The sequence below is a fragment of the Streptomyces sp. NPDC005899 genome, assembly GCF_040629645.1.
GTDB lineage: Bacteria > Actinomycetota > Actinomycetes > Streptomycetales > Streptomycetaceae > Streptomyces.
Genome location: NZ_JBEXWB010000121.1, coordinates 1 through 16682, shown reverse-complemented (window position 1 = coordinate 16682; position 16682 = coordinate 1). Strand labels below are relative to the sequence as shown.

17 protein-coding genes and 1 pseudogene are annotated in these 16682 nt (G+C 72.6%); 10 read left to right on the top strand and 8 right to left on the bottom strand.

The annotated features are described in order from the left end of the window. Positions 1-173: 173 nt before the first annotated feature. Positions 174-1808, bottom strand: coding sequence for an FAD-dependent monooxygenase (locus ABZ371_RS16110; RefSeq protein ID WP_358679254.1), 1635 nt, complete (start codon positions 1806-1808; stop codon positions 174-176). Between the two features lie 256 nt (positions 1809-2064). On the opposite strand from ABZ371_RS16110, the gene ABZ371_RS16105 reads away from it, so the two are divergent. From ABZ371_RS16105 to ABZ371_RS16070, 8 genes and pseudogenes are all read left to right on the top strand, one after another. Beyond that, positions 2065-3177 (top strand): SchA/CurD-like domain-containing protein, encoded by a 1113-nt coding sequence (locus ABZ371_RS16105; RefSeq protein WP_358679251.1) that lies wholly within the window; start codon positions 2065-2067, stop codon positions 3175-3177. 72 nt (positions 3178-3249) lie between these two features. Beyond that, positions 3250-3684, top strand: a complete 435-nt coding sequence (locus ABZ371_RS16100) for a cupin domain-containing protein (protein WP_307123124.1) — start codon at positions 3250-3252, stop codon at positions 3682-3684. Beyond that, positions 3681-4949: a beta-ketoacyl-[acyl-carrier-protein] synthase family protein gene (locus ABZ371_RS16095; RefSeq protein WP_358679247.1), complete on the top strand. Its 1269-nt coding sequence runs from the start codon at positions 3681-3683 to the stop codon at positions 4947-4949. The genes ABZ371_RS16100 and ABZ371_RS16095 overlap by 4 nt, the downstream gene beginning before the upstream one ends. Then, positions 4946-6196 carry a ketosynthase chain-length factor gene (locus ABZ371_RS16090; protein ID WP_358679244.1) on the top strand — a complete coding sequence of 417 codons (1251 nt, stop codon included), beginning with the start codon at positions 4946-4948 and terminating at the stop codon, positions 6194-6196. The genes ABZ371_RS16095 and ABZ371_RS16090 overlap by 4 nt, the downstream gene beginning before the upstream one ends. Positions 6197-6213: 17 nt before the next feature. Then, on the top strand, positions 6214-6471 hold the full coding sequence (locus ABZ371_RS16085) for an acyl carrier protein (RefSeq protein WP_307123121.1): 258 nt from the start codon (positions 6214-6216) through the stop codon (positions 6469-6471). A 1-nt stretch (position 6472) separates the two neighbouring features. Further along, complete coding sequence (locus ABZ371_RS16080) at positions 6473-6952, top strand: SRPBCC family protein (protein WP_358679241.1); 480 nt, start codon at positions 6473-6475, stop codon at positions 6950-6952. Between the two features lie 19 nt (positions 6953-6971). Further along, positions 6972-7304, top strand: a complete 333-nt coding sequence (locus ABZ371_RS16075) for a TcmI family type II polyketide cyclase (protein WP_358679238.1) — start codon at positions 6972-6974, stop codon at positions 7302-7304. Between the two features lie 29 nt (positions 7305-7333). Further along, positions 7334-7654 (top strand): annotated as a pseudogene (locus ABZ371_RS16070) (hypothetical protein); the annotation flags it as partial. 58 nt (positions 7655-7712) lie between these two features. Here ABZ371_RS16070 and ABZ371_RS16065 read toward each other — a convergent pair. The 6 genes from ABZ371_RS16065 to ABZ371_RS16040 all read right to left on the bottom strand — a co-directional run bounded on the left by ABZ371_RS16065 (position 7713) and on the right by ABZ371_RS16040 (position 12686). After that, positions 7713-8474 (bottom strand): endonuclease/exonuclease/phosphatase family protein, encoded by a 762-nt coding sequence (locus ABZ371_RS16065; RefSeq protein WP_358679235.1) that lies wholly within the window; start codon positions 8472-8474, stop codon positions 7713-7715. Positions 8475-8547: 73 nt separating this feature from the next. Next, a complete protein-coding gene (locus tag ABZ371_RS16060; protein ID WP_358679232.1) occupies positions 8548-9489 on the bottom strand; it encodes an ROK family glucokinase in 942 nt (313 codons plus the stop codon). 75 nt (positions 9490-9564) lie between these two features. Beyond that, positions 9565-10044 carry a DUF5304 domain-containing protein gene (locus ABZ371_RS16055; RefSeq protein WP_358679229.1) on the bottom strand — a complete coding sequence of 160 codons (480 nt, stop codon included), beginning with the start codon at positions 10042-10044 and terminating at the stop codon, positions 9565-9567. An 80-nt stretch (positions 10045-10124) separates the two neighbouring features. Beyond that, positions 10125-11303 carry an ArsA-related P-loop ATPase gene (locus ABZ371_RS16050; protein ID WP_358679226.1) on the bottom strand — a complete coding sequence of 393 codons (1179 nt, stop codon included), beginning with the start codon at positions 11301-11303 and terminating at the stop codon, positions 10125-10127. 4 nt (positions 11304-11307) lie between these two features. Next, positions 11308-11757: an SRPBCC family protein gene (locus tag ABZ371_RS16045; RefSeq protein ID WP_358679223.1), complete on the bottom strand. Its 450-nt coding sequence runs from the start codon at positions 11755-11757 to the stop codon at positions 11308-11310. 119 nt (positions 11758-11876) lie between these two features. Further along, on the bottom strand, positions 11877-12686 hold the full coding sequence (locus ABZ371_RS16040) for a metallophosphoesterase (protein WP_358679220.1): 810 nt from the start codon (positions 12684-12686) through the stop codon (positions 11877-11879). Positions 12687-12967: 281 nt separating this feature from the next. Here ABZ371_RS16040 and ABZ371_RS16035 point away from each other — a divergent pair, with 281 nt between their 5' ends. Beyond that, a complete protein-coding gene (locus ABZ371_RS16035) occupies positions 12968-14764 on the top strand; it encodes an AMP-dependent synthetase/ligase (RefSeq protein ID WP_358679217.1) in 1797 nt (598 codons plus the stop codon). 78 nt (positions 14765-14842) lie between these two features. Here ABZ371_RS16035 and ABZ371_RS16030 read toward each other — a convergent pair whose 3' ends face one another. Beyond that, entirely contained in the window at positions 14843-15985 is a 1143-nt protein-coding gene (locus ABZ371_RS16030; RefSeq protein ID WP_358679215.1) for a glycosyltransferase family 4 protein, read from the bottom strand. 68 nt (positions 15986-16053) lie between these two features. Here ABZ371_RS16030 and ABZ371_RS16025 point away from each other — a divergent pair. After that, positions 16054-16682, top strand: a 629-nt coding sequence (locus ABZ371_RS16025) for a glycosyltransferase 87 family protein (RefSeq protein ID WP_358679212.1), incomplete at its 3' end; no start/stop codon positions are given.

The window sequence follows — 16682 nt, the reverse complement described above, 5'->3', positions numbered from 1 at the left end:
GGCCGCCCGCCCACGCGAGGTGCCCGCGGGTCCGGTGCCCCCACAGCACGGATGCGAAGGACCGGCCCGCCGGTCCTTCGCATCCGTTCCGTGGGGCGGCAGCGCACCGCCACCCGGACGGCGGTTGCTCCGGGCCGTGGGCCGGGCGCACACCGGCCGGTGCACGTCCGCCGTCAGCCCCGGTGGAGGAGGGCCGTCAGGGCCTCGTCGAGTGCCGCGGCCGGATCCGCCACCGCACCCGTGGAGCGCCAGGCCACGAATCCGTCGGGGCGCACGAGGACGGCTCCCCCGGCATCCGTGCCGTGGGACGCGGCCCAGTCGGCCCCGTCCTCGGGTGCGAGATCCGCTTCCGGCCCCGCCCCGACGCCGTAGGCGTCCAGACGTACCGTCAGGCGCTTCGCCGCCTGCTGGGCCGCGGCACCCCACTCCGGGTGAAGAGCGTCGTGCAGCAGGACGAACGACCGCTCGTAGAGGTCCAGGGTCGAGAGGCGGGCGCCCTCCCGGCGGAGCCACATGTGGGGCGCCCGGGTGCCGGGATCACCCGACAGGGCCATGCGGTCGGGAACCACCGGCAGGTCCGGATCCACGCCGAGGACGGCGCCCCGGACGTACCGGTACCCGAGGGCGATCGAGAGCATGCCGTTCTTGGGTCCCCCGCCGGGACCGGGGGATCCGGCGTAACCCGGGTGGCTGTGCTCCGCCGACCGGGCCGACGCCCGCTCGCTCGTCGCCTTCGCCACCGGCAGCCGCTCGGCCTCGTACGTCTCCAGCAGCGCCGGCCCGGCCGCGCCCTCGATCACCGCGGCCAGCTTCCAGGCGAGGTTGTGCGCGTCCTGGATACCGGTGTTGGAGCCGAACGCGCCGGTCGGGGACATCTCGTGGGCCGAGTCGCCCGCCAGGAAGACCCGGCCGGACCCGTAACGCTCCGCGACCCGCTCGGCGGCGTGCCACGGCGCCTTGCCCGTGATCTCGACGTCGAGGCCGGGGGCACCGACCGCGCGGCGGATGTGCTCCCGGCAGCGTTCGTCGGTGAAGTCCTCCAGCGTCTCGCCGCGCTCGGGCTGCCACGGCGCGTGGAAGACCCACTGCTCGACGTTGTCCACCGGCAGCAGCGCCCCGTCCGCCGCGGGGCCGGTCAGGTAGCAGACGATGAACCGCCGGTCGCCGACCACGTCGGCGAGCTGCCGCGACCGGAAGGTGACGCTCACGTTGTGGAACAGGTCGCCCGCGCCCGTCCGGTCGATCCCCAACTGCTCGCGGATCGGGCTGCGCGGCCCGTCGGCCGCGACGAGGTAGTCCGCCCGCACCGTGGTGTGCTCGCCGGTCCCACGGTCCTTCACCACGGCCGTCACACCGTGCGCGTCCTGCTCGAAACTGAGCATCTCGGCGGAGAAGCGCAGATCGCTGCCCTGGGACCTGGCCTGGGTGACCAGGACGGGCTCCAGGTCGTTCTGGCTGCACAGGCACCAGCCGCTCGGGCTGAACCGGGCGAGGCCGCCGCCCGGGTCGATCTCCTTGAACAGCCACTCCTGGTCGTCCCCGGTCAGCGAACGGGCCTGCAGGATGCCGTGGTTGTCCGCTAGTACCGACGCGGCGTCCCGGATCGGCTGTTCGGCGCCCGCGGCGCGGAACAGCTCCATCGTGCGGACGTTGTTGCCGCGGCCGCGCGGGTGCGTCGAGGTGCTTGCGTGTTTCTCGACCAGCAGGTGGCGGACGCCGAGCCGGCTCAGGAAGAGGGAGGCGGACAGGCCCACCAGGGAGCCGCCCACGATGAGGACCGGTACGCGGTGGTCGACGTTCTCGTTCATCAGTTGCTCCAGCTCGGACGCGCGACGGATGCAGTGTCCATGCCCTGGTACGAGGGCTTCGGTCACCGCCTCACCTGAACGGTGCATAAATCTCGCGCGTCCCGTACCGGCGTTCCACGATCAGTCGCGGGAGCGATGCTCGCGATGCGGGGTGACCACACGCGTCTGCGGGGGAGGCCGCTCCGGTTCCCCGACAGCCGACGGATGACGAGAGGCCACTCGACGTGGCCACCGCGCCGTCTCGAAGGAGACAAAGATGGCAACCATATCGGAACGGGTATCGCAGTCCGCCTTCGACGGTTCAAGGCTCCGGGTCGTCCTGCTGCTGGACCTGCACGACGGCGCCCAGAAGCAGTTCCTCGAGGCCTACGAGCACATGCGCAACCAGGTGGCGTCCATCCCCGGCCACATCAGCGACCAGCTGTGCCAGTCCATCGAGAACCCCTCGCAGTGGCTCATCACCAGTGAGTGGGAGAGCGCGCCGCCCTTCCTCGCCTGGGTGAACAGCGAGGAGCACGTCGCCACGGTCCAGCCCCTGCACAGCTGCGTCCGCGACACCCGCTCCCTGCGGTTCAGCGTCCTGCGCGAGACGGCGAAGACCGACGGCGTGGCCCCGGTCGAGAGCGGGCTCCAGCCCGCGCCCCGCATCGGCGACGGAGTGGTACGGCACGCGCTCACCTTCACCGTCAAGCCCGGCACCGAGGACATCGTCGCGAAGATCCTCGCGGACTACGAGTCACCCCAGGCGCGGGTCGACGAGAACACCCGGCTGCGCCGCACGTCCCTCTTCATGCACGGCAACCGCGTCGTGCGTGCGGTCGAGGTGGAGGGCGACCTGCTGGCCGCGCTGCGCCACGTCTCCCGCCAGCCCGAGGTCAGGGCCGTGGAGGAGGCGCTCAACCCGTACCTGGAGCAGGACCGGGACCTCAGCGACCCCGACTCGGCACGGATGTTCTTCACCCGTGCGGCGCTGCCGACCGTGCACCACGTGACGGCCGGCCGCCACGCCCCGGGCGACGTACAGCGCCACGCGCTCTTCTACCAGGCGAAGGAAGGCTGCGGCATGGCGCTCGCCCGGCTGCTCGCCGGCCAGGACGAGGAGACCGCGGACGACGCCGGGAGCCCCGTCGCCAGCAGCACCATCTTCCAGCGCGACGACGTCGTGGTCCGGCTCCTCGAGATGAGCGGCCCGCTGGGCGCGCAGCCCGCGCTGGCGCTCGGCATCGGCGGCCCCCGCAAGGCGGCCATGCTCGGACGCCTCCTCGACGGCGGCGCCAACGGCCTGCCCACCGACGACCAGGAGGCCGCGCGCTTCCTCGCCCAGGCCGAGATGAAGCTGATCACCGATCGACAGGCCACCGAGGCCTGAACCACGCCACCGGCACCAGGGGTCCGCCCGTGCTGCCGTCACACCGCACGACCCGCCTCGAGGAGAGCAGTCATGACCACGCACCGGCCTCGCATCGTGGACCTCAGCGAGACTCAGCCCAACCGCAGGCGCGGAGGCGACCTGCGCGCCATGCTCACACCTACGGCTGTGGGTGCCACCAGCGGCTTCATGGGACTGGCCATCGTCGGCCCCGGTGAGCGCATCGGTGAGCACTACCACCCGTACTCCGAGGAGTTCGTCTACGTCGTGGACGGACTCCTGGAGGTCGACCTGGACGGCGAAGCCCACCCGATGCGGCCCGACCAGGGCCTGCTGATCCCTCCGCACGTACGCCACCGCTTCCGCAACGTGGGCGACGTCGAGGCGCGGATGGTCTTCCACCTCGGTCCGCTCGCCCCCAGGCCCGAACTCGGGCACGTGGACACCGAGATCACGGACGTGGCCGAGCGCGGAGCGCCGCCGGAACGAACGGGGGCGGCGTCATGACCCGACGCGTGGCGGTCACCGGGGTCGGCGTCGTCGCCCCCGGTGGCATCGGGGTCCCGGCCTTCTGGGACCTGCTCTCCAACGGCCGCACCGCGACCCGGGGCATCACCCTCTTCGACCCGGCGGCGTTCCGCTCGCGCATCGCCGCCGAGTGCGACTTCGACCCCGTGGCGCACGGCCTGGACGAGGAGCTCATCGCACGCTCCGACCGGTACATCCAGTTCGCGCTGGTAGCGGCCAGAGAGGCCCTATCCGACGCCGGGCTCGACACCGAGAAGGTGGACCCCTGGCGCATCGGGGTGTCCCTCGGCACGGCGGTCGGCGGCACCACACGCCTCGAGCACGACTACGTCGCCGTCAGCGGCGGCGGCGCGCGCTGGGACGTCGACCACCGCCCCGCGGGCCCCCACCTCGAGCGGGCGTTCGCACCCAGCACCCTGGCCTCCGCCGTGGCCGAGGAGGTCGGTGCGCACGGGCCCGTCCAGACCGTGTCGACCGGCTGCACCTCCGGCCTCGACGCGATCGGGTACGCCTTCCACTCCATCGAGGAGGGCCGCGTCGACGTGTGCGTCGCCGGCGCGTCCGACACACCGATCACCCCCATCACGGTGGCGTGCTTCGACGCGATCAAGGCGACCTCGGCGAACAACGACGACCCGGAGCACGCCTCCCGGCCGTTCGACGCCCGCCGGGACGGGTTCGTCATGGGCGAGGGCGGAGCCGTGCTCGTGCTGGAGGAGCTGGAGCACGCCCGGGCCCGCGGCGCGACGGTGTACTGCGAGATATCCGGCTACGCCACCTTCGGCAACGCCTACCACATGACCGGGCTCACCTGCGAAGGAATCGAGATGGCCGAGGCCATCAACTCCGCCCTCGCCCACGCCCGGATCGACGGCTCACAGGTCGACTACGTCAACGCGCACGGCTCCGGCACCAAGCAGAACGACCGCCACGAGACGGCGGCCGTGAAGCGCGCCCTCGGCGCCCACGCCTACAAGGTGCCGATGAGCTCGATCAAGTCCATGGTCGGGCACTCGCTCGGAGCCATCGGCGCCATCGAGATCGCCGCGTGCGTCCTCGCCCTCGAACACCAGACGGTGCCTCCGACGGCGAACTACGAGACCGCGGACCCCGAGTGCGACCTCGACTACGTACCGCGCACCGCCCGGCCCCTGAAGCTGCGCAGTGTGCTCTCGGTCGGCAGTGGCTTCGGCGGGTTCCAGTCAGCCGTGGCGCTGACCCGGTCGGGCGGGAGGACCCCATGAACAACCGGACACAGCGGCGATCCGTCATCACGGGCATCGGTGTCGTCGCCCCCAACGGGACGGGCGCCGGTGCCTTCTGGAAGCAGACGCAGGAGGGCGTCAGCGTCCTCGACCTGGTCACCCGGGAGGGCTGCGAGAACCTTCCGCTGCGGGTCGCGGGCGAGGTCCGCGAATTCGACCCGGTCGCCCTCATCGAGGAGCGGTTCCTCGTGCAGACCGACCGCTTCACCCACTTCGCGATGGCCGCGGCCGATCTCGCCCTGGACGACGCCCGGCTCGGCCGCGCCGACTACCAGGACGCGCCGTTCAGCGTGGGCGTCGTCACCGCCGCCGGGTCCGGCGGCGGGGAGTTCGGACAGCGCGAGCTGCAGCGGCTGTGGGGGCAGGGCTCCCGTTATGTCGGCCCCTACCAGTCCATCGCCTGGTTCTACGCGGCCAGCACCGGCCAGATCTCCATCCGCGGCGGCTTCAAGGGGCCGTGCGCCGTGGTGGCCAGCGACGAGGCCGGCGGCCTCGACGCGCTCATGCACGCCGCGCGTTCCATCCGGCGCGGCACCGGAGCCGTCGTCGTCGGCGCGGCCGAAGCACCGCTCGCCCCGTACTCCGTGGTCTGCCAGCTCGGATACGAGGACCTGAGCACCTGCGAGGACCCCGCACGCGCCTACCGGCCCTTCACCGCGGACGCCTGCGGATTCGCCCCTGCGGAGGGGGGCGCCATGCTGGTGGTCGAGGAGGAGGCGTCAGCCCGCGACCGGGGCGCGCGGATCCGTGCCGAACTGGCCGGACACGCGGCCACCTTCACCGGCCCGGGCCGGTGGGAGCAGTCCCGGGAAGGACTGGCACGGGCCGTCGAGGGAGCGCTGCGGGAGGCCGGCTGCGCACCCGAGGAGATCGACGTCGTCTTCGCGGACGCGCTCGGCGTACCGTCCGCGGACCGGGCCGAGGCCCTGGCCATCGCGGACGCCCTCGGCCCGCACGGACGGCGCGTCCCGGTGACGGCGCCCAAGACGGGCACCGGCCGCGCCTACTGCGGCGCGCCCGTGCTGGACACGTCCGCCGCCGTACTGGCCATGGAACACGGCCTGATCCCTCCGACGCCGAACGTCTTCGACGTGTGCCACGACCTCGACGTGGTCACCGGTCGCGCGCGCCCCGCCGAACTGCGGACGGCGCTGGTGCTGAGCCGGGGACTCATGGGGTCCAACTCGGCGCTGGTCCTGCGGTACCCCACCGACACCACCGGATGACAAGGAGCACTTCCCACATGACCGATCGACTGACGTACGCGGAACTGGCCGTGCTCATGAAGAACGGCGCAGGGCTCACCGTCGACCCGTCGGAGATGGAGAGCCGGCCCGGCTCGGCCTTCGACGAGTACGGCCTGGACTCACTCGGCCTGCTCGGCATCGTCGCCGCGCTGGAGAACCGCTACGGCCGGCCGCTCCCGGCGGACGCGGACCGGTGCAGGACGCCCGGCGAGTTCCTCGACCTCGTGAACAGCAACCTCGTGACAGGAGTCTGACATGCCGGGACACACCGAGAACGAGATCACCATCGCCGCACCCCTGGACCTCGTCTGGGACATGACGAACGATCTCGAGAACTGGCCGCAGCTGTTCAGCGAGTACGCGGCCGTCGAGGTGATCGAGAGGAAGGGCGAGACGACGACCTTCCGGCTCACCATGCACCCCGACGACAACGGCAAGGTCTGGAGCTGGGTGTCGGAGCGCACCACCGACCGTGCGGGGCGCAGCGTCCGGGCACGGCGTGTCGAACCGGGTCCCTTCCAGCACATGGACATCCGGTGGGAGTACTCGGAGGTCCCGGGCGGCACCCGGATGCACTGGAAGCAGGACTTCGCGATGCGGCCGGACGCGCCGGTCGACGACGCGTGGATGACCGAGAACATCAACCGCAACTCGCGCGTCCAGCTGGAACTCATCCGCGACAAGATCGAGCAGCGCGACCGGGAGCGCCGCTCCGCCTCCGTCCCGGCCAACTGATGCCCCGAAAGGCAGCCAGATGCATCACGCACTGATCGTCGCGCGGATGGCACCCGGGTCCGCACCGGACATCGCCGACGTGTTCGCGCACTCCGACAACACCGAACTGCCGCACCTCGTCGGGGTCAACAGGCGCACGCTCTTCCAGTTCGGCGACGTGTACCTGCACCTGATCGAGTCGGACCGACCCCCGGGGCCGGAGATCGCCAAGGTGACCGAGCACCCGGAGTTCAAGGCCGTCAGCGACCGGCTGACCGCCTTCGTGAGCCCTTACGACCCGCAGACCTGGCGCGGTCCGAAGGACGCGATGGCCCAGCAGTTCTACCGGTGGGAGCGGGGCGCCCCCGCCTGAACGCGGACGCCGCCCGGACACGGACGAGCGCCCCGGGCCCGGCCCCCCCCCCCCACTACGAGGTGGCGGAGCCGGGTGACGGCGATGCGGACGACGGCGGCGAGGGGCACTTCGTGCCCCCGGAGCCGCCACCGCTCCCGGAGGCCGACGTGACGGCGAAGTTCGCCTGGCTCGCGGTCGTCGGCGGCCCGGTGCTGATGCTCGTCGCGGTGCTGCTGCAGTGGGAGATGACGTGGTGGCTCACCACGCTCTGCATCGGCGGCTTCCTGGGCGGTTTCGCCACCCTGGTGGCCCGCATGCCCGACGACGACGAGGAGAGCGACGACCCGGGCCGCGGCGCCGTGGTCTGACGCCCCCGCCCCCACCGCCCGGCCTCTCACCGCGCCCGGGCGGTGAGGGCCCGGCCTCTCACTCGCCCGCGGGCACCCTGAGCGCGGCCAGCACGGGCAGGTGGTCACTGGCCGCGCGCAGGTCCGCGTCGGTGATGCCGGGCAGGCCCGTGGGGACCCCGCAGCCGAGCACCTCGATGCCGCCGGTCGCGAACACCGCGTCGATGCGCTTGTGCGGGGAGCCGGGTGGGAAGGTGTGCTCGCCGCCCCACGGGCGTACGGCCCAGCAGTCCTGGAGCCGTCCGGCCAGACGACGGAACGCCCGCCCCTGCGGTACGTCGTTGAGGTCGCCGGCCACGACGGTGTGCGGGACGCCCATCGTGTCGAGGCGGTCCAGCAGCATGCCCGCCTGGGCCTCCCGTTCCTCGCGTTGCAGGCTCAGATGACAGCTCAGCACCCCGAGACGGGTGCCGGCGATCCGGACGACGGCGGTGGCCAGTCCCCTGCGGTGCAACCCCGGGGTGAGCGGCAGCAGGACGTCCTCGGTGCGCTCCACCGTGGCGCGCAGCGAGCAGAGCAGCAGCGGCCCGGCGGCCGTGGCACCGCCGCCGAGGATCACCAGGTCGGTCATGGCGGCGAGCCGGGCCGCCGCCTTGCGCCAGCGGAAGAAGCGCGGGGCCTCCTGCACGCACACCAGATCGGGCGCGCAGGCGCGGATGACGCGGGCCAGCGCCTGCGTGTCGTCACGCAGCGAGCGGACGTTGTAGCTGAGCACCCGGATGACGGCCGAACCGTCTTCCTCGGTACGGGAGTCGGGCAGAGGCATCGGCGTCGTGACCATGCACCGCACGATACGACGGACGCCCGCCGCTCCCCGGGGGGCGCGACGGGCGTCGGACGTGCCGTGGGCGGTGTCAGCCCTGGCGGGCCAGGTCGGCAGCGCCGACGAGACCGGCCTTGCCTCCCAGTTGGGCCGCGAGGACCTGCGCGTGCGGGCGCCACTCGCCGCCGATCAGCCAGCGGCGGAACGACTTGCGGATCGGGTCCAGGACAAGCTCGCCCTCGTCCGAGACGCCGCCGCCGACGATGAACGCCGACGGGTCGAAGAGCGAGGCGAGGTCGGCGAGCCCGGCCCCGGCCCAGCGGGCCAGCTCGCGGAACGAGTCGACGGCCACCGGGCAGCCCTGCCGGGCGGCCTCGCTGATGTGCTTGCCCTCGATGCCCTCCACCGTGCCGTCACCGAGCGCCAGCAGGATCGGGGCGTTCTCCGGGGTGGCGTTGGCGCGCTGCTTGGCGTACCGGACGAGCGCGCGCCCGGAGGCGTACTGCTCCCAGCAGCCCTGGCTGCCGCAACCGCAGAGCAGCCCGTCCGGGACGACCCGGATGTGCCCGAACTCGGCCGCGACGCCGAAGCGGCCCCGGCGCAGCTTGTTGCCCATGATGATGCCGCCGCCCAGGCCGGTGCCGAGCGTGATGCAGATGACGTCGTCGTGGCCCTGGCCGGCACCGAAGCGGTACTCGCCCCAGGCGGCCGCGTTGGCGTCGTTCTCGACGACCACCGGCAGGCCGACGCGCTGTTCGACCTTGTCCTTGAGCGGTTCGTGCCGCCAGTTGATGTTCGGGGCGAACAGCACGGTGGCGCGCTTGTCGTCGACGTAACCGGCGGCACCGATGCCGACGGCCTCCACGTCGTGTCCCTCGCTCGCTCCGGCCACGGCCGCGCAGATCGCGTCGACGATGCCCTCGGCCGTCGGCGGAGTCGATACCTTGAACGTCGAGAGGATCCGGCCCTCTTCGTCGACCACTCCAGCCGCGATCTTCGTGCCGCCGATATCGACGCCGATGGTGAGTCCCATGAATCCCTCAGTTTCGGTCGAGCCCCGCTACGGCCAACCGTACCCGAGCCGGGGGCGGGCACTTCCCTGCCCGGGTCAGTCCAGGTCGATGTGTTCGCTGCCGCCGGGGCCCTCGTCGCGCGGGTCCGAGGGGTCGTCCGCGGCCCTCTTCGCCGGGCCGGGCGCCGCCTCGGCACCTCCGGCGCCCTCGGTGCCCCTGGTCCAGCGCGCTTCCTGGCCCTCGACGGCGGAGCGGTAGGCGGCCAGCAGTTCGCTGCCCGCGGCGGCGAGGTGGTCGAAGAGGTCCGGGTTGCGCTCGATGACGGGCTCGACCGCGGACCTGGCCTGGCGGATCACCTGCTGGACGGTGCCCTGGGCGGCCATGCCGAGCAGCGGCGACCCGAGCGAGGAGACCTTGTCGGCCACCGCGTCCATCAGTTTGCGCAGTTCCTCGGCGGCGGAGCCGGCCTGCGGCCCGTAACGGGCCCGCCGGCGGGCCTTCTCGGCCTCCAGGTCCTCGGCGCAGGCCTCCGCCCACGCGTCGTCGTCGGCCGGACGATCGGTGGCTTCACTCATGGCGGACTCCTGCGACGCGGTTGCCTGCGTGACCGTGCGGGCCACGTACCACCGACGTTACCCGAACGGGGGCACCCCGTTCATCGTGACCGCGGCCAGAGCGCCGGGTCGGGTGTGAACCGGACACGCAGGACGCCGTCGGCCAGGGCGGCACCTGAGACGGTGCAGCGGCGCAGCGCGGCCTCCAGGGGCACGATGCGGTGGAAGGGGCCTGCGCCGATGAGCAGTTCCTGGCCACGCCGGACGAGCCGGAGGTCCTCCTTGACGGCGCCGGGCAGGGGCAGGCACCAGACCAGGACGCCGTCGCCGCCGTCCTCGGTCCACCAGGGGGGAGCGGCGTGCCCCGGCTCCCGCGCGTCGGGCGCCGGGACGCCGTCCAGGGCGAGTTCGCGGAGGCCGCGCGGGTCGCGGCCGAGGTGGGCGGCCTGGTGCACGGGCGTGCCGGGTGCCCACTCCTGGTGCCAGTGGTCCAGGCACTTCTCCTGCTGGGCGGCGAGCCCGGCGAACCAGGGGTCGGACGAGTGCCGGGGCAGCACCCGGTTGGCGACGACCGCCTCGACGCCGGCCCCGTGCAGCGCCAGTCCCGTGCGGGCGGTGCGCAGGGCGTCCTCGGCGGCGGGCCCGGGTTCGGCGACCAGGCGCACGGTCGTCGCGGAGTCGGCGAGCAGGGTCTCGACCGCGGCCAGTTCGGCGTCCTTGCGGGCGGCGGCCTCGTACAGCCACTGGGCGGGCATGGGCACGCCCGCGAACTGCGCAAGCAGCGGCCGCAGCGCGCGGGCCGCCTGGCGTTCCCGGGGCAGGAGGCGGCGCAGGTAGCGGCGCAGCTGCCCGGGGAGGGCGAGCAGGGCGAGGGCCTCGGTGAGCGGGGGGAGGTCGACGACCAGGGTGCCGTAAGCGCCGTGCGACCAGTCCCCCTCGGCGGCCCGGCGCAGCGCGTGCAGCGCCGCGAACTGGGTGCTGCCGGGCAGTTCGGTGAGTTCCTCGCCGTCCAGCCGGTTGGCGCCCAGCAGGTCGAGCACGCCCGACGCCCGGTCCTGGAGGGCGAGGAGTTCGTCCCTGAAGTGTCCCGCGGAGTCGAGGCGCGCGTGGTCGAGGTGCTCGGCGACCCGGGTGGGCGCCGGACCCGCGGGGAAGCCCGGGACGGCGTCGGCGGAGACGAGGAGCGTGCGCCGGCCGGCCCGGGCCGAGGCGAGTGCGGTGGCCGCCGCGACGGTGGTACGGCCCGCGCCGCCGGGGCCGGTGACCAGGACCGTACGCACGCGGTCAGGCCTTCGGGACGGACTCGACGCGCTTCTTCAGTCCGGCGAGGGCGCGGTCGATGATGACCTTCTCGGCCTTGCGCTTGATCATGCCGAGCAGCGGGATCTTGACGTCCACGGCGAGCCGGTAGGTGACCTCGGTCCGGTCGCCGACGCCGGCCGGCGCCAGGGCGTAACTCCCGTCGAGGGAACGCAGCATCTGCGACTTGACGAGGGTCCAGCTGACCTCGTACGCGCTGTTCCAGGTGTAGGCGAGGACGTGGTCGTCCTTGATCGCCCCGGCGTCCAGCACCAGCCGCACCTGCTCGGCGCGGCCCCGGTCGTCGGTGGCGAGGATCTCGGCCTCCTTCACCTCGCCGGTCCACTCCGGGTAGCGGGCGAAGTCGGCGATCACTCCCATGACGTCGGCCGGTGCCGCCTCGATCGTGATGCTCGAGCTGGTGTGTTCAGCCATCGCCGTGGCCCTCCAGTGCGGTGTACCGGTCGCGTTCGGCAGAGGCCTGCCGTGTGCAGGCTATCGCGTGCCCGGCGGCGCTCCGGCCATGCCCCGGGGCGTGGCCGGCGGCGGGCCGCTCACCATTCGAGGACCCAGGGCCGTCCGGTGGAGGCGAAGTGGCCGACGTTGACGCACTCGGTGACGCCGATCCGCATCCGCCGGGCCAGGGGCTGGTGAACATGGCCGAAAAGCGCGTAGCGGGGGCGGGTGCGGTGGATGGCGTCCAGCAGCGCGGCGCTGCCCCGTTCGAAGCGGCGGGCCACCGTGTCGTACGTCAGCTCCGGGACGTCCGGCGGGATGTGCGAGCACAGGACGTCCACGGGGCCGAGCGCCTCGACCTTGGCCGCGTACTCCTCGTCACCGATCTCGTACGGCGTGCGCATCGGGGTCCTGAGGCCGCCGCCGACGAAGCCGAAGACCCGGCCCCCTATCTCGACGCGCTCCCCGTCGAGCACGGTGGTCCCGGGGCGGGCGTACTCGGGCCAGAGGGCGGGCACGTCGACGTTGCCGTAGGTGGCGTACGTGGGGGTCGGCAGGACGGCGAACATCTCGGCGTACTGCTTGTGCACGCCCTCCAGGATCGCCGCCTCCCGGTCCCTGCCCTCCCACAGGGCGCGGGCGAGGGCCCGGGCCTCCTCGAAGCGCCGGGCGGTGCGCAGGGCCACGATGCGGTCCGCGTTCTCCACACCGAACAGGTCGGGGAAGATGCCGCGGGAGTGGTCGGCGTAGTCGAGGAAGAGCACCAGGTCGCCCAGGCAGAGCAGGGCGTCCGCGCCGTCGCCGGCCCGGGCCAGTGCCTCGGTGTTGCCGTGGACATCGCTGACCACGTGCACGCGCGTCCTTCTGTCCGCGCCGGTCTTCCCGGTGTCCGGTCCGCTGCCTCGCATGGCGTTCACCCTAGATCCCGACTGCTCGCGGTGGGTAGAGGCCATCGGACCTGCGGTTACTTCGGGGTCGTGAGACCGGTGGACTACTGTGCCCCCCAGGACCACTGATATGTGTGATGCATAAGACATCTGGCCTGAACCCCCTATCGAGAACCGAGTACTCGTGGGTAACGTCCGGGCAGTCCAGTCGTGCTCACCCCACTGAGCACCTGCCAGTCTTGGACCGCATCCGGTGCGTCACACAGAGCCGTGGAACCGGAGCCCGATGAGGAGCAGCAGTCTTGCGCGAGTTCAGCCTTCCGGCCCTGTACGAGGTCCCTACGGACGGCAACCTGACGGATCTCATCCGCCGCAACGCCGCTCAGCATCCCGACGTCGCGGTGATGAGCCGCAAAGTGGCCGGCGTCTGGACGGACGTCACGGCCACGCGGTTCCTGGCCGAGGTCGAAGAGGTCGCCAGAGGCCTGATCGCGGCGGGCATCGAGCCCGGTGACCGCGTCGCCCTCATGTCCCGCACCCGCTTCGAGTGGGTGCTGCTGGACTTCGCCATCTGGAGCGCGGGCGCGGTCACCGTGCCGGTCTACGAGACCAGTTCCGCCGAGCAGGTCCAGTGGATACTCGGCGACTCGGGCGCGGTGGCGGTCGTCGTCGAGAGCGAGGTCCACGCCGCGTCCGTCGCCTCCGTGCGCGACCGGCTGCCGGATCTGCTGCACGTGTGGCAGATCGACGAGGGAGCGGTCGCCGAGCTGACGGCGTCGGGCGCCGGGGTCTCCCGGGAGGCCCTGGACCTGCGCATGGTGAGCGCCAAGGCCGACGACCCGGCCACCCTGGTCTACACCTCGGGCACCACCGGGCGGCCCAAGGGCTGCGTGCTGACGCACCGCAGCTTCTTCGCGGAGTGCGGCAACGTGGTGGAGCGGCTCAAGCCCCTCTTCCGTACCGGCGAGTGCTCCGTGCTGCTCTTCCTCCCGGCCGCCCACGTCTTCGGGCGGCTGGTCGCGGTCGCCTCGGTGATGGCCCCGATCAAGCTCGGCTGCGTGCCGGACATCAAGAACCTCACCGATGAGCTCGCCTCGTTCCGGCCGACGTTGATCCTCGGCGTGCCGCGGGTCTTCGAGAAGGTCTACAACTCGGCGCGCGCCAAGGCCCAGGCCGACGGCAAGGGGAAGATCTTCGACCGGGCGGCCGACACGGCGATCGCCTACAGCCGGGCGCTGGGCACGCCCGAGGGCCCCTCCTTCGGCCTGAAGGTCAGGCACAAGGTCTTCGACAAGCTGGTGTTCGGCAAGCTGCGCGCGGTGCTCGGCGGCCGCGGCGAGTACGCGATCTCGGGCGGCGCGCCGCTGGGCGAGCGGCTCGGGCACTTCTTCCGCGGCATCGGCTTCACCGTGCTCGAGGGCTACGGTCTGACCGAGACCTGCGCGGCCACGGCGTTCAACCCGTGGGACCGGCAGAAGATCGGTACGGTCGGCCAGCCGCTGCCCGGTTCCGTGGTGCGGATCGCCGACGACGGCGAGGTCCTGCTGCACGGGGAGCACCTGTTCACCGGGTACTGGGGGAACGAGGCGGCGACGGCCGAGGCGCTGGCCGACGGCTGGTTCCACACCGGTGACATCGGCACGCTCGACGAGGACGGTTACCTCGCGATCACCGGGCGCAAGAAGGAGATCATCGTCACGGCGGGCGGCAAGAACGTCGCTCCGGCCGTGATCGAGGACCGGATCCGCGCCCACGCCCTGGTCGCCGAGTGCATGGTGGTCGGTGACGGAAGGCCGTTCGTCGGGGCGCTGGTCACCCTCGACGAGGAGTTCCTCTCCCGCTGGGCCGAGGAGAACGGCAAGCCGGCCGGCTCGACGGCCCTCTCGCTGCGTGAGGACACCGATCTGCTGGCCGAGGTGCAGCGTGCGGTGGACGACGGCAACGCGGCGGTCTCCAAGGCGGAGTCGGTCCGCAAGTTCCGCGTCCTCGCCGCGCAGTTCACGGAGGAGGCGGGCCACATCACGCCGTCGCTGAAGCTGAAGCGCAACGTCGTGGCGAAGGACTTCGCCGACGAGGTGGAGTCGATCTACCGCGGCTGACCGGACCGACCGCCGCAACGCGGGGGCTCCGCACACCGGTCGGTGTGCGGAGCCCCCGCGTTCTCCGGCGCGGCGCGCTCAGAGCAGCTCCTTGAGCTCCTCCGCGAGCAGGTCCCAGCGCCACTTCTCCTCGACCCAGGCACGGCCGCGCTCCCCCATCCGCCGGCGCAGCTCCGCGTCGCCGAGCAGGGTGGCGATCCGGTCGGCGCACTCCTCGGCCGAGCCGCCCCGCACCACCCATCCGGTCTCGCCGTCCAGGACGGCGTCCGGGGCGCCTCCCGAGTCGCCGGCGACCACCGGCAGTCCGGTCGCGGACGCCTCCAGGTAGACGATGCCGAGGCCCTCGACGTCGAGACCGCCGCGCCGGGTGCGGCAGGGCATGGCGAACACGTCCCCGGCGCCGTAGTGGGCGGGCAGTTCCTCCCAGGGCACCGGTCCGGTGAAGCGCACGGAGTCCTGGACACCGGTCTCGGCGGCGAGCTTCTCCAGCTGCCGGGCGTACGGGCCGCCGCCGACGATCAGCAGGACGGTGTCCGGCTCCCGCGCGAGGATCGCGGGCATGGCGAGGATGAGGGTGTCCTGGCCCTTGCGCGGGACGAGCCGGGAGACGCACACGACGACGGGCCGGTCCGTGAGCCCCAGCCGGGCCCTGACCCGGTCCCCGCCGGAGGCCGGGTGGAAGGTCTTCTCGTCGACCCCGGGCGGCAGGCGCACCATGCGGCCGGCGGCCCGCGCGGTGAGCGCGGGCGCGATCCGGGACCGGGTGTACTCCCCCAGGTAGGTGATCGTGTCCGTGCCCTCGCCGATGCGGCGCAGCAGCTGCCGGGAGGCGGGCAGCTGGGCCCATCCCGCCTCGTGCCCGTGGGTGGTCGCCACGATGCGGCGCGCGCCCGCCCCGCGCAGCGCGGGGGCCATGAGCCCCAGCGGGGCGGCCGCACCGAACCACACGGAGGAGCAGCCGTGCGCGCGCAGCAGGCCGACGGCCTGCCGGGTCACCCGGGGGGTGGGCAGCAGCATCGTCGTACGGTCGCGGACGACGGTGAAGGGCTGTGCGGCGTCGAAGGCCGCGGTGGCCTCGGCCCCCTCGGTGCCGCGCTTCCAGGTGGAGGCGTAGACGACGAGCCGGCCGGGGTCCAGACGCAGTGCCATGTTGTGCAGGAAGGCCTGGATGCCACCGGGGCGGGGCGGGAAGTCGTTCGTCACGATCAGGGTCTTGTCCATCGCCGCCGACAGTACCGGTCGGCCGGACGGCCCTGCCTGACGGCTCCCGCACGGGCGGGACCCGCATCATGTCCTGCATGAGGCTGAGGACGGGGACGGGTGGACGCGGTCGGTCCCTCGTCGTATGGGCCGCCACCCGTGCGGTGCTGCTGCTCTGCGTGTTCAAGGTGTCCGGCACGTTCACGGTGCCGGGACCGGATGTGACGAGTGACGTCTCGGGGATCTACCGCGGCTGGTACGAGGTGCTGCGCGGCGGTTCCTACCCGCTGGACGACGTCACGTGGCAGTACCCGCCCGCCGCGGCGCTCGCCATCCTGTCGCCCGCCCTGCTGCCCTTCCTGGAGTACGCCTCCGCCTTCTTCGTTCTCGTACTGGTGTGCGACGCCCTCACGTTCGGCTTGTTGACGTACGCGGGCACGCGCTCCGGCAGGCGGGGCGCGGGTGCCTGGGTGTGGGTGGTGGGCGTGCCGCTCCTCGGCCCCACCGTCTACGCCCGGTACGACCTGATGGTCACGGCCGTCGCCGTGGCGGCGCTGCTGGCCGGGGTGCGCCGCCCGCGGGCCCTGGGGGCGCTGGCGGCGTTCGGCGCGCTGCTGAAGGTGTGGCCGGTGCTGCCACGTGACGTCGTCCAGCGGGTAGGAACCGCCGCGCAGCACCTCGTACCAGCCGCGGTAGATCCCCGAGACGTCACTCGTCA

Excerpts from the sequence above, each read along its gene's own strand:
- ABZ371_RS16110 (WP_358679254.1), bottom strand. The coding sequence starts at position 1,808 with ATGAACGAGAACGTCGACCACCGCGTACCGGTCCTCATCGTGGGCGGC.
- ABZ371_RS16105 (WP_358679251.1), top strand. The coding sequence starts at position 2,065 with ATGGCAACCATATCGGAACGGGTATCGCAGTCCGCCTTCGACGGTTCA.
- ABZ371_RS16100 (WP_307123124.1), top strand. The coding sequence starts at position 3,250 with ATGACCACGCACCGGCCTCGCATCGTGGACCTCAGCGAGACTCAGCCC.
- ABZ371_RS16095 (WP_358679247.1), top strand. The coding sequence starts at position 3,681 with ATGACCCGACGCGTGGCGGTCACCGGGGTCGGCGTCGTCGCCCCCGGT.
- ABZ371_RS16090 (WP_358679244.1), top strand. The coding sequence starts at position 4,946 with ATGAACAACCGGACACAGCGGCGATCCGTCATCACGGGCATCGGTGTC.
- ABZ371_RS16085 (WP_307123121.1), top strand. The coding sequence starts at position 6,214 with ATGACCGATCGACTGACGTACGCGGAACTGGCCGTGCTCATGAAGAAC.
- ABZ371_RS16080 (WP_358679241.1), top strand. The coding sequence starts at position 6,473 with ATGCCGGGACACACCGAGAACGAGATCACCATCGCCGCACCCCTGGAC.
- ABZ371_RS16075 (WP_358679238.1), top strand. The coding sequence starts at position 6,972 with ATGCATCACGCACTGATCGTCGCGCGGATGGCACCCGGGTCCGCACCG.
- ABZ371_RS16065 (WP_358679235.1), bottom strand. The coding sequence starts at position 8,474 with ATGGTCACGACGCCGATGCCTCTGCCCGACTCCCGTACCGAGGAAGAC.
- ABZ371_RS16060 (WP_358679232.1), bottom strand. The coding sequence starts at position 9,489 with ATGGGACTCACCATCGGCGTCGATATCGGCGGCACGAAGATCGCGGCT.
- ABZ371_RS16055 (WP_358679229.1), bottom strand. The coding sequence starts at position 10,044 with ATGAGTGAAGCCACCGATCGTCCGGCCGACGACGACGCGTGGGCGGAG.
- ABZ371_RS16045 (WP_358679223.1), bottom strand. The coding sequence starts at position 11,757 with ATGGCTGAACACACCAGCTCGAGCATCACGATCGAGGCGGCACCGGCC.
- ABZ371_RS16040 (WP_358679220.1), bottom strand. The coding sequence starts at position 12,686 with ATGCGAGGCAGCGGACCGGACACCGGGAAGACCGGCGCGGACAGAAGG.
- ABZ371_RS16030 (WP_358679215.1), bottom strand. The coding sequence starts at position 15,985 with ATGGACAAGACCCTGATCGTGACGAACGACTTCCCGCCCCGCCCCGGT.